This is a genomic window from Microbulbifer sp. ABF4_148 (genome assembly GCF_056158985.1).
Window position 1 is genome coordinate 1,375,334 of the sequence record NZ_JBSWUI010000001.1, and the last position, 14,984, is coordinate 1,390,317.

The window sequence follows — 14,984 nt, forward strand, 5'->3', positions numbered from 1 at the left end:
TTGAATCAAGGGCAGGTACGTCATTAACCCTGCGATTGAAGGTGCGCTGGAACGGGCGCCATTGTCAAGAAAACCCGCGCCAACCGACAGCAATGTGCCAGGTCCGGCCTGTTAGCCCGGAAATGCGCGGCGGATGCTGATGGCTGCGTCTAAAACCTGAGCCGGGCAGTCCTGCGCCGTGGTTGGTCAAAGAGATGGTGCCCAGGGCTACAGGTAGTCCGCCACCTGGGGCATCGCGGCGGCCACGCGTGTATGCACTTCCGTATAGAAACGCGCCAGCATCTGGTCCGCTTCACCGGGCGACATAAAGCCATCGCTGAAACCGGGGCTGACCGGATCCAGGTGCAGGCGTGCACAGCAAAGTAGCTGCGCGATGAGTTGCGCCATGTCTTCGTCGCCCACCGACACCCGTAAAGTCGTGGGGTAGATCCCGGCGGCGCGCTGGGATTCTGCGGACAGTTCCGAATGGGAGGTGAGCGCCGGGCACAGCACCATGGTATTGGTCTGGCCCAGGCTCACCATCTGCCCGAAGGCGGGCTCCAGTGAATCGAAGAAGCGCTGGAAGGCTTCCCGCGGCAAGCTGGCCGCTTCCATGTCCATCGTGAACAGCGGTACCGGCAGTCCGTGGCGAAGTAAGCGCTCACGCAGCGGGGCATTGGTGTCGCCTTCGAGTGCATGGCTGCTCACACGCAACTGGGGGTGGCTGGCCAGATAGTGGGCGAGGCCGAGGGTGTTGATACACTTCTTCAGCATGCGCAGCTCCAGCGTGCGCAGGCCCTCGTGTACCTGCCAGGCCTTGTCGGCATCGAGGAAGGCACCCTTGATGTAATACACATCCCAGAACAGCGTCTCGCTCCAGTCGATGCCATCGCTCTGGTCGCCCTTGGGGATAAACATCCGGTTGGCCGGACCGATAACGACACCGGCGGTCGCGGCACCAGCGCCGCCGATGTCTTTGGTATAGGAGTGCAGGACAAAGTCGGGTCGTTCTGCCTTGTTTTCACGGCGCAACGGCCGGTACAGGTAGGGGGTGGCGAGCGTCGCGTCCTGCATGACCAGCAGATCTTCTTTATGGGCTGCCGCACAGATGGCGGGCACATCCAGCATGGTGCCATGGGGGTTGCAGGGGGATTCGAGATACACCCGGATGCGCGCACCGTCGGTAAGTGCTTGCTTATGCTGCAGGCGAGCGCTGGCCAGCACGGCGTTAAATTCCTCTGCACTGGTGCCGTCGAACCACACCAGCTTGATCGCCAGTTTGTCGGCCCGTGCATAGTGGTCCACCAGGATCTGGTGCACGCCGCCGTACACGTTCCGCGACACAATCAACACATCGCCATGGCGCAGCTGGTTGGCCAGCAGCGCGTCGACAGCGGCCATCCCCGAATTGAAGTTCCACGCCATATAGTCGGCGGCATGGGGCCCGCACTCGACAGCCACCATGGCGTTGGCCAGCGCAATCGAGGTGGGGTTCAGCAGGCGCGAGTAGATATCGTGGCTGGGCTCACGGCCGCGAAAGGCATCGTCGATCCACTCGGTGCAGGCATAGATATAGGTGGCGGTACGGGCAATCACCGGCGTAGCGGAAAAGATCGCCGGGATATTGTCGAACAACGGATAGCCACCGCGGGTAATGGCGTTGAAATCCTCTTTGCCCTGCAGGTCGGCAAAGCCGCTGCGCAGCGGCTCCTGCAACTGGTGTAACAGCTTGGCCAGCTGAAAGCTGATAAAGCGTTTGGCATTGAAATGCCCAATACGCTGCTGCCGGTCGAGCCCCGCCAGCGCCGCCGTGCCGGCGGCACACAATGCCGCCAGACTGCCCTGGGCGCGGTACAGGTTGAGGGCAATTTCCCGCAACCGTTGCCCTTCTTCACTGCCCGCGTCTATGCCGAAATGCTGCAGTTGTTCGTCTGCCAGTGCATCCAGGTCCGTGGCGCTGGAGGTGTTGCGCCGCGGGGAGAGGAGTCGTGCGCTATCGATGGAATTGGCCATGCTGCCCTCGCCGGTTTTTCCTCATTTGGTTATAGACGGCGGGGCTCAGGGAAGGTGCAGGCGGGCGCTGTAATTACCTGTAATCCACTGTGATAGACCTGTAATCCTTACATCCGTAAATTGGCGTTCAAGCGTTCAGGGGTAGCTGATGGATTGGAGCTACCGGCACGGAGGTCACCCTGAACACAGAATCCGAAGGATCGGAGCGCTGTGATAGAGCCATAACTAGCACAGCACCGTACGGAGACGTATTCAGCGCAAGCTGGATGGTCAGGCCGACCCCAAGCGTTTGAGCCTAGCGCAACGGGTTTTTAGGAAGGGCCTGGCAGGGGCAAGGATGCTCCATTTCGCTCTTGATAGTGTTGTTGTAACCGTCGATGGCTGGGACCATCAATTCGGACCGGCAGTAGCTTTATGTTACTGCCGGCTTTTTTTTGCCTGTTACAAAAAATTGAGCGAAATTGTTGAAAATGTGATGGAGTTCCGTTCCGCAAAGGCATTATGCTAACCGGACGCTTCATCCCACCTGGCGTGCGATATTGGTGGGGGCGGGTAATTGTTGAATAACCCTGAATGAATCACAGGGAATATAGATAAACAGGAGTGAGAAATGAGTACTGAAGCTGAAAATTACTGTGCTTCGCTGCCGACGTTCCAGGCGGAAGTCGCGGAGGGAGCTTCCGGAAACGACAAAAAGGTTTCCTATAGCCTGACGCTAAAGCCGGTTCCTGCAGTGGATGGCACAGATCAGTATTGGCCGCTGTTCAATTCAGGAAGCCCGTCTGAAGAATTTGGCAACATGCTGTTCAAGTTTAACGGCGTAAAAGGTGGACAGATCACGCTGGTCGTTACTCTGGACACTTCAGCGGTCTCAGACGCGCAGTTTGTGAATAAGTCTGGCAACCAGGACGGCATTTTTCCGCTGAATACCATTGCCAAGCATGACTTTAAGTCAAAAATCGTTTCTCAATCTGGCGGTACTCAGCTGGAGATTACCGTCAAGACCAAGGATGACGAAGATAGCGAAGAGACTTTTTCCTTCCTGTGGCTTTGTCAGAGCGTAGCTCTGGGAGGGCAATTCAAGTCTGGTGATCCAAACGCAAAAATTGAACCTCTTTGAGCTAGTTGCAGACTGCGGCGGCTACTGCTGCCGTAGTGGATTCTCTTTTGCACAGCTCGCGGAAAGCTGGAAGCCGAAACCAATCTGAACTCATGCCCTGGGACAACAGCTGCTCCAAGTAATGGTTAGCTGAGCGCCATTCACCAGCCAAAGCATAGATTTGTGCTGCGCTATATTTCAAGTCGGTATCTTGTGGTGCTTCAAGAATCAACTCCAATATTAACGATATTGCACTATTAGATTTGCCTAGATTTGCATAAGCAAGCGCGCGGTACATCCTAGATTCTAAGTCTTGTTTATCTTCAGTTAATAGTAAAATTTTCTCAAAAGTTAGTTGGGAGTTTGTATTGTCCCCTAGCATTAGATAGGTGGCGGCCAACTCTTCCATTGCTGAAGCACTACTAGGAACTACTTCTAGGACTTTTTTCTGTTCTTCTAAAGCTAGTAAATATTTTTGCTGTAAATAGTAAACAACCCCCAGATTGGAAGCGGTACGCCAGCCACGCAGGTCGACGGGTATAGATGTAATGGCTTTTTCTGCCTCCATAAGATTGCCACTCTCCAGTTCTATGACGCCGAGGAGAGAATAGGAAGACCAGTGATCGGGATAGGTTTTGATTAGGTTGTTTAGAGTCGAACGAGCATCGGTATAATCGCCGCTTGCTGTTAGGTTGATTGCAAGAAGGTAAAGGTTTGCGGCTGAAGGGTTTAATTCAGTCGCTTCACGTGCCTCTTGGATGCCTTCTCGGTAATTACCGCTACGATAAAAATTTCTCGCACGTTCACTTTTTAACTCTGCCAAAGGGAAGTCTGATTCTTCTAGCTCTGCGATGAGTTCTTGATATTCTTTGGGGTAGTCACCTAGACCATAAAGAAATAGTTTAAGGCCGGAAATGCTAGATTTGCTTACGTTTAGCTCTTCACTTCTATCTAGTGCGCGCAATGCCATTTCAAGATTTTTGATGTCCCCTCGTAGGACATAGAGGCGCGCTGCAACATCAGTAAGTCCGCGATAAATATATAGGTTGCGAGGGTATCGATTGCTTAGTGAAATAAGATCTTCTAGATCTCTTTCCTTTAGCGCTTTAGCTTCTAGTCGGCTTAAAACGTTAAGGTATAGGTCGTAGTCATCTTCTGACATCGAGCTTGATTCTAATCTGTCTTGACGATAAGCCGAATCGAATAAGTTGGCGGCACTATTAGCTGACTGATATTCAGCTTCTTGCCGCTTGTCTGACAAAAATGCGAAACTGGTCTGTCGCCTTATCTGGCTATCATTTGGATTGATACGTTGTAACTCTATTTCACAGCGGATTTCAGCACAAAGTAATTGTGCATAGAGTGCATCTGTAACGCCCTTGTCTCGTAACGCACGCAACTGCGAATCAAAGTCTTGGCCCTCTCGCGGTGTAAAACTCACCAGCGCACTCGCCTTCAACTGCGAAACTGAATTCATTAGCGCCTGTCGCACCATCGTCGCTGTCAGCGCCTTGGCATTTTCTTCCCCACGAATTTCGCCCTCAATCTGCACCGGCATCACGGCAATATATTGGGGCTCCAGGCGGGTGGCGTATTCCCAGCCGAACCAGCCGGCGGTGGTCACGGCGGCGAGGCCGGCGGCGATGGCTAAGCCTTTTAGGATGCGCCTGGAGCGGGTGGGGCGTTTGCGCAGCAGTTCGGTGACGGTTGCGGAAAATTCCTGAGTGTCGCCGTCGCTGCTGTGGCTGTGTAGCAGACGCAGCGCGCCAAGTACGTCCTCGGCAGATTCGGGGCGGTCTGCCGGCGCCTTGCTGAGCAGTCGATCAATCAGTGCCGTGAGCGGATCGGGCAGGCGCGGGTTGGCTTGCTGCGGTGGTATGTGCGGTTCATTGATGATTTTCTGGGCCAGCGCCATGGACCCGCCTTTGCCCTTGTCGAAGGGTTTGCTACCGCACAGCATTTGATAGGCGATGGTACCCAGGCTGAACAGATCGGAGCGTATATTCAGGTTGAGCCCCTGTAGCTGCTCCGGCGACATGGCGTCCACGGTGCCGGCCACATGGTCTTCACGGGTAATGCGGGTGCTGTCGGTATCGACAGAGCGGGCGATACCGAAATCCGTCAGTTTGGCGGTGAAGCCGCGGGGGCTACTTGCCACGAGGATATTATCGGGCTTGAGGTCCCGGTGAATGATCTCGAGGCGATGGGCCTCGGTGAGGCCGCGACAGATCTGCATGAGCAGGTCGATCTTTTGCTGCAGCGAGGGCGTGTGCTCGCGCATCCATTCCTGCAGGGTCACCCCCTCGACAAACTCCATCACCAGCGCGATTTCGCCGTCGGTTTCCAGTACATCGTAGAGCGCCACGATATTGGGGTGGTTGAGCTGGGCGAGCAGTTGCGCTTCGGAGCGAATGCGTGCCCCGGCAGATTCCGAGGTGGCATCCTGGCGCAGTTGTTTGATGGCCACCGGGCGATGCAGTTTGGTGTCGCGGGCCAGGTACACAATGCCCATCCCACCGGCACCCAGGGTGCGCTCTACCTGATAGCGGTCTGCAAGAAGTGTTGGTTCAACGACGTCCATGGTCACGGTATTGCCTGCTCTTGTGTGCCGGAGAGACTTGTCCGAATGTCCCGTCAGCAAACCCGTGCTGACGGCCCCAGCAATCGAAAAAGTTTGGCTATCAGTTCCTGTGCAAGGCTGATAGCTGTCTGGCATTTATCAGTTATGCAGGACAGTCTACCCGGAATATTGTGGCGGGACTATTGGGTGCCGTTTATCGTCCAGCATTCTCACCGATGATAAGTGATCACATCAACGCGACCGGTGGCGTGCCCAAGTGGGGGCGTGATTACTCCGCCGCGCTGTTTTCGGCGAGGATCGTCACCTTCTTGCCCGTCGATTCTGGCTCGCGGTTGTCGACACACAGCGCGGGGTACTTCGCAGTCAGCGAGCCAAAGGATGCGTTGCTACAAAGCTGAGCAAAGCGCTGGGTGCGGAACCAGACGGGGGCGAGTCCAAGCTCCAGGCTACGGCGGATGTGGGCCCTGGCGGAGTGCATGTCACCGATCGTGATATACACCTGGGCCTGGCCGAAGTTCGCGTAGATGTCGTCCGGCGCGTTGCGACGAATTTGCATCAATGCATCGATCGCCTTGCCTTTGTTACCCAGTTCGGCATGTGCACGGGCCTGCATCAGTATGCCTTCCCAGTCTGTACGTTCGCTGGCGATCTGCAAGGCTCGTTCCGCGAGCGCTCGCGCGGCCAGGTGGTTGAGGCCGACATTGGCGATTTCTGCCTGGTAAAGCACAGAGTCGGCATCGCGGGGCGACAGGGTTACCACGCGGCCAAAACAGTCGAAGGCGCTTTCAAAATGCTGCTCGATATACAGGGCCTGGCACAGGTTGTACGTGTCCAGTGGATCCATACTGTCCTGCTCGCGGCTCTGCAGCAGGCGAATGGTCTCCTGCGTGCGGCCGACATCCAGCTCATTGGCGGCGAGCAGCGAGATGGCCTCGTAGGGGTTGTCATTGATGCGCATGGCCTCGATAAGCAGTGGGCGCGCACTGGTCATATCTCCCCCGGTTGTGAGGGTCAGGGCTTTCAGCATCACATGGGAGTAACTGTGGCGGAGTGCCAGTGCTTCGTCGATGGCCGCGAGCGCCTGCGCGTATTCGCCGCGCATCTGGTGATAGCCGGCGCGCATATGGTAGTAGCTGGCCTGGTCGGGCAGGTCCTGCCTGAGCTGCGACAGCAGGGCCTCCGCCTCCGAAACATCATTGCGCTCCGCCGCCAGGTGCAGGCGGGCATTGACAACAGAGGGATGCCGCAAAATATGCTGTGGTGCGCGTTCAACAAAGGCGCGCAGGCGTTTGATATTGGTGTTGTCACGGGTGACATTGCTGTGCCGCAGTACGAGCTCGCTGTAGAGCTGGTAATAGGGCGGGAAATCCGGTGAGCGTGCCTGCAGGGTCTCCAGCTCGTCGAGGGCGGACTCGATGCGGCTGAAGTTGGCACGGTACTCGGTGATAGTCAGGTAGCGTTCGTAGTCCTCCGGACTGATGCTCAGTGCGGCCTCCGGATCATGGGAGGGGTTGTCCGGTAGCAGGACATTCAGCAGTTGCAGGACGCGCGCGCGGCTTTCCAGTGTTTTACTCTTCGGCAGGATCACGCTGCGGCTGTTAATGACCGCCAGTGAGGCCGTGTCGACCAGCTCCAGCGAGGCCTCGCAGGTGGCCTTGCCGCAGTAGATCGATGGGTACAACAGAAGTTGTGCGTTCAGCGCCTGGGCCTGTTTGTGTAACCCCTGGCCGGCCATATCGATGGACTCGGAATACGGTACCAGCAACAGGCCCTCGCGGTTGGCCAGGCCATGCTTCAGGGCACTCAACACACTGTTGCGCGCCAGCCGATTTGCCGAGTTGTCATCATCGGGTTCTGTCGGCGCGACCAGGGCAATGTATTGGTCCGTGATTTCGGCGGAGCCGCTTAGGTCAGTAGGCAGTATGTACGCGGCTGCGAGTACGACCCCGGCGGTAATGCCGGCAGCAATAGACCCGAGTACCGGGCGACGCGAGCGTTTGCGGCGTTGCTTGGTGTGGAAACTTTCTGCGGTTACGGTCGACGAGGATGTGCCGCTGCGGCTCAGGGTGGGGGCCTCGCTCGGGCCCGTGGCGGCAAGCAGTGCGTCCAGCTCGTTGGCCACCGCGGTGGCATTGACGGGGCGTTTGTCCGGGTCTTTTGCCAGCAGGCGGTCGAGCAACTGCGACAGGGGTGCCGGGATGTCCTGGTTGAGCTTGTTGGCCGAAGGGTGCTGGCTATTGACAATCCGATCGACAATGACAAAGGCGCTCTCGTTATCACCGAACGGGTTCTGCCCGCACAGCAGCCGGTAGGCGAGTACGCCAAGGGCAAACAGGTCGCAGCGGTTGTCGAGTGGCTTGCCCAGCGCCTGTTCCGGCGACATGGCATTCCAGCTGCCGGCCACATGCTGTTCACGGGTGAGGTCGCTCTCCTCGCGCCAGCTCTTGGCGATCCCGAAGTCGGTAATCTTCGCGATGTTATTGCTATCGACGAGGATATTGTCGGGTTTCAGGTCCCGGTGGATGATGCCGAGGTTGTGGGCCTTTGCCAGTCCGAGGCTGATTTCGCGCAGCAGCTGTAACGCCTGGCGCAAGCTTGGGGCGCGCTCGCGCTGCCAGATGCTGAGCGAACAGCCATCGACATATTCCATGACCAGCGCCAGCTCACCGTCTTCCTCGACGACATCGTAAATCTGCACCACATTGGGATGGTTGAGCTGCGCGAGCAGCAGCGCTTCCTGGCGGATACGCTGCGGGGCAGATTGACTGCTGGGATTGCGAATCAGCCGCTTTATCGCGACCTTGCGATTGAGGCGTTCGTCCTGCGCGAGATAAACAACACCCATGCCGCCAGCTCCCAGCTGGCGGAGAATCTTGTATCGGCCAATGTAGCCTGGAAGTTCGTCAGAAATCATCACTCGACGATAAGCCCCAATTGCTTGCTCGCCGTCCATGGCGCTGCTTGTTGTCGCCCGCGAAGCCGTCCCCACACGTTGCTTCCGGGTCGCTTGTTCTGGCGCGCACGCTCGCAAGGCGCGCACGCAGTTACCTCTATAGTTATGCCGTTCAGTTTTTACGCTGTTGTTTCAACGTTACCGGCACTATTGGCTTCAAGTTGAGCCCCTTTAAAAATTTCAAATTCGCTGCAGCCAAGTCGCAACTCCCAGGAACGGCGCTCCACCAGTTGGGAGGTGTCGATCGCATCGGGCAGTGCCTCGGCAATTTGCTTCCGCGCGCGGAAGATCTGAGTGTTCAGGTGGTTGACGGTGATCCCCAGTTCACGCGTTGCCACCTGGATAGACACCCATCCCTGAGAGTCTTTGTCGGCGCCACGCTCGATGTCGGCGACACGCGCGCGGGCCAGATACAGCAAAAGGTAATTGTGGATGCGTGCCGGCAGCGGCAGGCGCATCTCTTTATGCGTGAGCAGCAGCTGCACGTGTTCCTCATGGTGGCTCACGGAGAAGCGCAGGGAGAAATCGGTGATAGAGAGCTGCTGCAAAGATAATTCTTTGGTTGCACCCTGGTTGTCGGCAACGAACAGTTCCCAGCTGTGCAGGCCGCAATCAATGCGCTGGCCGTGCTGGACCGGTTCGGCGATGGTGGTGCCATTGGTATTGCCGGTCAGCTCGTACAGCCACTGTCCGGTGCGATGATCAAAGTGCAGGCTTGCCAGGGGCTCGCGTTCATCGGGCAGCAGATGGTACTGCTGCAGGGGAGTGGGCTCACCGGTCTTGAGGTCGATCAGCATGGCTTCCGGTGCGTCGAGGTTCTCCACTCGCCAGATAGGGTTGTCGGCCCGGCCAAAACTGATGCGGTCGCCGAGTTGGAGAGTATAGTTGCGCGCGGGTACCAACTGCTGGCCGTTCAGCCAGGTGCCGTTACGGCTCAGGTCGCGCAGGTTCCAGTGCGTTCCAGTCCACTGGATCGCGGCGTGGATACCGGAAATCTCTGCGTTTGGTATGCGCGTATCAACGGCCCCCTCGCGCCGCCCGATGGTGTGATGCGCCATCAGGTGGACAGGGTGTTCCCGGTCCGGGTGCTGCAGGCAAGCCATGTTCTCTCCATCCCCTTGTTCAATCTCCGTGCACACCAGAGAACCCAGACAGGGATACAGGCAAGCGCACACCATGCCTGTTTTCCGGGCAGAGTGCGGTTCCAAATCGCGGGGCGCTGATGTTGAGCCATCGAGAGGCCGGTTACATTGAGGAAAACCGTCTTCCCGGGAGCGATTGTTTGTTATTACGCCCTGTCTTGAGTGACCTGTACAGTATAATTGTTCAACTTATTTCAGCTGCACAGGCCCTAGTGTTGCGATCCCTTTTATACCCGACTCGAGGCTAAATGCAATGCCATCGTACCAATTGTGACAATTCCCCCAGTTGTCCTGTGACAGGGGTCGAAATTTACGTTGAAGGCGGGTGTCAGGCGGATGAAAGTGCGTGACAAAAATGAAAAAGCCCGGGCTGTGCCGGGCTTCTGTTTCCACGATGTTGTCGGGATTACTGACGGATGCCTTCCACATCGAGGGTCAGCTCGACAATCTGCGAGGCCGGCCCCAGATCGTAGTCGATACCAAAGTCCTTCAGCGCAAATTCGGTGGTACCAGTAAAGCCCTGACGGTAGCCGCCCCAGGGGTCAGCGCCGCCACCGATGTGAGTCACATCAATGGTAATCGGCTTGGTGATACCGCGCAGGGTCAGCTCACCCGTCAGCTTGCCCTTGCCGTCAGCCAGCGGCTCGAACTTGGTGCTCTTGAAGGTCGCCGTGGGGAATTTGTCGGTGTGGAGGAAGTCCGCACCGCGCAGATGCTTGTCCCGCTCCGCGTGGTTGCTATCGAGGCTGGCGACATCGATATTCACGTTGATGTTGGCTGCCGCCGGGTTGGCTTCGTCGAACGTGAAGGAACCATCGAAATCGTTGAAGCGGCCGTACAGCCAGCTGTAACCCAGATGCTTGATACGGAATTGAATGAACGCGTGGGCGCCCTTGGTATCAACCTGGTATTGCGCGGCTTGCGCAGTGGCTGCCATCAGTGCAGCGAGTAAAAAGGTGGCGAGTGTTTTCATGGTGATTTCCCTGTTCAAATATTTTGAGTTTGCAGAGGATGGTCGGATTCCCCGGACTCGGACGGACGGCTTTTCAGCCCGAGCATACGGCGCAGGGTTTCGTCGCGGTTAAAGAAGTGGTGCTTGAGTGCGGCGAGGGCATGGAGGGCAACCAGCCCCACCAGTGTCCAGGCGAGAATCTCGTGGATATCGCCCGCAAGGTCTTCCTGATTGGCAATACCCTGCAAGGTCGCGGGCACGCTGAACCAGTTGAATACTTCGATGGCACGGCCATCGGCCGTGGAAATCAGGTAGCCGGAAATACCGATGGCCAACAGCAGCGCGTAAAGCGCCCCGTGTGCGATGTGCGCGGCGCGCGCCTGCCAGCGCGGGGTGCCGCTAATCTCTTGTGGGCGCGCGGATGTGATTTTCCAGAGTAAGCGAAACAGCAACACTGCCATCAGCAGTATACCGACGGCTTTATGAATTTCCGGGCCCTGCCGATACCAGGGGTCGTAATAGGACAGCTGCGTCATCCACCAGCCGAGACCAAACAGGCCGAGCACAACCGGTACCATTAGCCAGTGCATTACGATGGATACCCAGCCGTACTGCTGTGCGGTGTTTCTTGCCGGCATGACTCCCCCTGAACCAATCTTGTTGTCCGAGACCGCTGAAGTTGGCGCCAGCTCCGGGTGCCGTCAGCGGTTCAGTTGCGAAAGATTATAGGGAGCGGATTTTTCGCATCCAGCGCGAATAACTGGCCGATTCTTTCGAAAAAAGCGCAAGGTCAGACAGAGGGTGGCAGGAATTCCGTCAGTGCGGACGGCCGCGACTGTCGGCGTGCTCGGCAGCGGCAAGGATCTGCTCCAATTGCGTGCGTGGCACGGCGTCGGGAACACGCGACAGTTCACTCACGAGCCAGTCGCGGGAATGATGATCTCCGTCGAGTGTCTGTCGGGTGAGCTGCCAGATGACTTTGAGCAGTTCCTGCTCGTCGAGGCCATTGTGATGGACCGGCTGGCTGTCGAACAGTTGCTGCTCGATCAGGTCCAGATCCCGCTGGTGCATCATCAGTTCCGCGCCAGTGGGATACCAGAGGCTGCTGAAGGGTTCGGGACGTTCGTGATGCTCGAAGTGCAGACGCAAGCGGTTGCCGTCGTCATCTTCCAGCAGCGGGGTATCCTGCTCATAGGCTGGCAGTGCCGGGCGCTCGCGCAGAATATTGGTGATCGCGTGCCAGTCACTGGCGTCTTCGCTGCAGAGGCGCAGCGGCGCGCTCAGTTCCAGGATTTGTGGGCGGCCGATATAGGCCACTTTTTGCCCTGGCCGGTACCAGTAAAGGTCCAGCTGATAGGCATCGGCCAGGTCGGCGAGCGCCTCGCTGGAAATGCTCTCTTCAGCCATTGCGCTCAGGTGGGTGACCGCCTGCTGAATATTCAGCCAACGCTTGCGATGTAAGGGTTGGTGATGCACTGTCCCCATGAATACTGCTCGGCCCGGCGTTCGCTATCGTGGAAGGAAAAGACCCAATAATATTAGCAGTCAGGGCGTGACCTGCTGAGCGACTACAGCCACCCCTTGATCTTGAAATACAGGTAGGGTGCCAGGGCGGACATGGCCATAATGCCGAGCGCCCAGGGATAGCCAAGCTCCCATTGCAGCTCCGGCATGTTCTCAAAGTTCATCCCGTAAATGCTGGCGACCATCGTCGGCGGCAGGAACACCACAGCGGCGATGGAAAAAATCTTGATGATCTGGTTCTGTTCGATGCTGATAAAACCCTGGGTGGAGTCCATCAGGAAATTGATCTTGTTGAACAGGAAGCTGGTGTGTGCCGTCAGGGTGTCGATATCGCGGATGATGTCGCGAAACTTTTCCTGCAATTCCCCATTGATTTGAATGTGGCGCTGTAGGAAGGTGATGGAGCGCCGGCTGTCCATTAAACACAGCAGAACCTTTCCGTTGCTGTCCTCGAGTTTGGCCAGTTTGTCGATGGCGCCTTCCAGTTCGGCGTCGTCATCTTCCAGCACCGAAAAGCTCACTTCACCCAGTTTGAGGTGGAGGTCTTCCAGGGCATCTGCCAGATTCTCCATCTTCTGCTCAAATACCTGCACCGTCAGCTCCTGCGCAGTACGCGCTTCCACTCTGCCCAGGCGCGCGCGCATGCGCAGCAGGCGGAAGTCGGCGAGTTCTACATCGCGCACGGTAATCAGGCGATCTGGTTGAAGGATAAAAGCGACAGTTGAGGTTTCGTGGCGACCTTCACTCTGGCATAGAAACAGGGAGTGAATATGCACGCCGGCCGAATCAATGAAGTAGCGCGCGGACGCTTCGATTTCTTCGACCTCTTCAGATTCCGGCAGCTCGGTGCGCAGCATCTGTTCCAGAAGGTCGCGTTCTTTTTCCTCTGGATCCTGCAGGTCTACCCAAACGGCATCGGTCAGTTCCGTTTCGGTAACGGGCGCTTCATCAAGTCTTTCCTTGATGGTGCCCTGTTGGATCTCAAACAGTCTCAGCATCGCCGCGTCCCCGTGGCATTCGATAGTGGCATTCGATCAGGTCGTGAGGGAATGACATGACGCCCCCGCGAAAGCTGGGTTAGGGAAGTATTGCTCAAGGCAATGGGATTGTTGCCAGTAAGATGGAGCAGGCGCCAGGTTCCCGCACACCGATGCCTTTGGTGCTGAACCTGACGTCATTACCTCGCGCTATAGCCAGTGGGGAAGCGCTGAACGGATGTCGTCATTGTCGCTGGTAACGACATTCTTGGAAGTCTCGCCAGCGATGGTCGCTCTGGTAGAGGGGTCCATGGCCTGACGAATGCTGCCCACCATTTGAGGGTCTGCGACGATGTAGAGTTTTTCGTAAAGTTGGTCGCGGCGGCCCCGCTCCAGCGAGTGGACAATCTCACGGGCAAACTGATCGGCACCCTGGCGCCGCAGGCTGCTGGTATTTTCCATCGCGTGACGGCCCTGTCCTTTACTGTTGAATGTGCGTCCTGGCGCGTCGGATTCCAGGTCTTGTCCACGCAGACGGGCTTCCGGGTGCATCAGGGTTTCAATTTCGCGCAAGTTGCCAGCGCGGTTCTCGGCTTCAAACAAGCGCGCGTGCGAGTGGTTTGCTACCACAACCCAAGCTAGTGCCATCGCAATGCTCCTCGCTGTTTATTACGCTCGAATGCTAGGGAAAAGTGTCACGGTTTCGTAATTTGACTGATATCGATGTCGCGCTACGGAACCCGCTGCGTCCTGCCTAGAATTCGTTGAGAACAAGGGTTGGTCGCCTTTCGGGAGCGACCGATACAATGAATGCATTATCGACCCAGCGTGAGCGGGAGGTGCCAGATGAGCCTGATTCCCAGAGGATCATTGTTCGATCTTGATGATATGTTTGAGCACTGGGTTTCACCCAGCCGCACTTCAGGTCAGAACAAAGAGGGGTTTTTCTCCCCGAGAATTGACGTGCGAGAAACGACGGATAGTTACGAGATCTCGGCGGAGTTGCCCGGGATCAACCGCGACGATATCGATGTGACCCTCGAAAATGGCGTGTTGACTGTCGAGGCAGAAATGCACCGTGAAGCGTCAACAGAGGAAGGTGGTCGCGTGATTCGCGAGGAGCGCCGCTACGGTAAATACCAGCGAAGCTTCAATCTGGGTGGCGATGTCAATGAGTCGGACATTCAGGCGAGCTTCAAAGATGGCGTCCTGAAACTGGTCGCACCGAAGCGCGAAGAGCCGCAGCCGAAGCAGCAGCGTATCGAGATCCATTGATTGATGCTGAGCAGTTCCGTGGCCCGTCGTTCTGACGGGTCTTTGCGTTGAGGGAGGTCGCCATGAGAGTTTCAGAAGTAATGCACCGGGGCGTGACCTGGTGCTCTCCGGATACCTCACTGGCAGAAGTTGCACGCATCCTGCGCGATCAGGACATTGGTGCGGTGCCAATTGGTGAGAATGACCGTCTGATAGGCATTGTGACGGACCGGGATATCTGCTGCCGCGGTGTGGCGGGGCAGAAACTTGCTAGCCTGACAGCGCGCGATGTGATGAGTGAGGCGGTCACCTGGTGTTCTGAAGAGGAAACCCTGGACGACGTATTGGATCGAATGCAGCATCACCATGTGCGCCGATTACCGGTGATGAACAAAGACCGGCGCATGGTGGGTATGTTGAGCCTCGGCGATATAGCGCATATGGCGACGCATAGCCAGTGCAAGACCTTTACCTGTGCGGTGTCTGCCCATCATCGATAGAACGTGCGGC

The 14,984-nt window shown here is 57.0% G+C and carries 12 protein-coding genes; 3 read left to right on the plus strand and 9 right to left on the minus strand.

Annotated elements, in window-relative coordinates; genetic code table 11:
• Positions 1–207 precede the first annotated feature (207 nt).
• Positions 208–1,992 carry a trans-sulfuration enzyme family protein gene (locus ACXAD0_RS06005; protein ID WP_475087459.1) on the minus strand — a complete coding sequence of 595 codons (1,785 nt, stop codon included), beginning with the start codon at positions 1,990–1,992 and terminating at the stop codon, positions 208–210.
• Between the two features lie 610 nt (positions 1,993–2,602).
• Here ACXAD0_RS06005 and ACXAD0_RS06010 point away from each other — a divergent pair.
• Positions 2,603–3,112, plus strand: coding sequence for a hypothetical protein (locus ACXAD0_RS06010; RefSeq protein WP_475087460.1), 510 nt, complete (start codon positions 2,603–2,605; stop codon positions 3,110–3,112).
• A 1-nt stretch (position 3,113) separates the two neighbouring features.
• Here the strand turns inward: ACXAD0_RS06010 and ACXAD0_RS06015 are convergent, their stop codons facing one another.
• From ACXAD0_RS06015 to ACXAD0_RS06050, 8 genes are all read right to left on the minus strand, one after another.
• Positions 3,114–5,672, minus strand: coding sequence for a protein kinase domain-containing protein (locus ACXAD0_RS06015; RefSeq protein WP_475090320.1), 2,559 nt, complete (start codon positions 5,670–5,672; stop codon positions 3,114–3,116).
• Positions 5,673–5,940: 268 nt separating this feature from the next.
• Complete coding sequence (locus ACXAD0_RS06020; protein ID WP_475087461.1) at positions 5,941–8,625, minus strand: protein kinase domain-containing protein; 2,685 nt, start codon at positions 8,623–8,625, stop codon at positions 5,941–5,943.
• Positions 8,626–8,744: 119 nt separating this feature from the next.
• Positions 8,745–9,728: an FHA domain-containing protein gene (locus ACXAD0_RS06025; protein ID WP_475087462.1), complete on the minus strand. Its 984-nt coding sequence runs from the start codon at positions 9,726–9,728 to the stop codon at positions 8,745–8,747.
• A gap of 445 nt (positions 9,729–10,173) precedes the next feature.
• Complete coding sequence (locus ACXAD0_RS06030) at positions 10,174–10,740, minus strand: YceI family protein (protein WP_475087463.1); 567 nt, start codon at positions 10,738–10,740, stop codon at positions 10,174–10,176.
• A 14-nt stretch (positions 10,741–10,754) separates the two neighbouring features.
• Positions 10,755–11,357, minus strand: coding sequence for a cytochrome b (locus ACXAD0_RS06035; protein WP_475087464.1), 603 nt, complete (start codon positions 11,355–11,357; stop codon positions 10,755–10,757).
• Positions 11,358–11,535: 178 nt separating this feature from the next.
• Positions 11,536–12,204, minus strand: a complete 669-nt coding sequence (locus ACXAD0_RS06040) for a hypothetical protein (protein ID WP_475087465.1) — start codon at positions 12,202–12,204, stop codon at positions 11,536–11,538.
• A gap of 83 nt (positions 12,205–12,287) precedes the next feature.
• A complete protein-coding gene (gene corA, locus ACXAD0_RS06045) occupies positions 12,288–13,241 on the minus strand; it encodes a magnesium/cobalt transporter CorA (protein ID WP_475087466.1) in 954 nt (317 codons plus the stop codon).
• A 189-nt stretch (positions 13,242–13,430) separates the two neighbouring features.
• Positions 13,431–13,868 carry a host attachment protein gene (locus ACXAD0_RS06050; protein WP_475087467.1) on the minus strand — a complete coding sequence of 146 codons (438 nt, stop codon included), beginning with the start codon at positions 13,866–13,868 and terminating at the stop codon, positions 13,431–13,433.
• A 198-nt stretch (positions 13,869–14,066) separates the two neighbouring features.
• Here ACXAD0_RS06050 and ACXAD0_RS06055 point away from each other — a divergent pair, with 198 nt between their 5' ends.
• Together ACXAD0_RS06055 and ACXAD0_RS06060 are read left to right on the plus strand one after the other, a co-directional pair.
• Complete coding sequence (locus ACXAD0_RS06055; RefSeq protein ID WP_475087468.1) at positions 14,067–14,495, plus strand: Hsp20/alpha crystallin family protein; 429 nt, start codon at positions 14,067–14,069, stop codon at positions 14,493–14,495.
• 62 nt (positions 14,496–14,557) lie between these two features.
• Entirely contained in the window at positions 14,558–14,974 is a 417-nt protein-coding gene (locus tag ACXAD0_RS06060) for a CBS domain-containing protein (RefSeq protein ID WP_475087469.1), read from the plus strand.
• Positions 14,975–14,984: the final 10 nt, after the last annotated feature.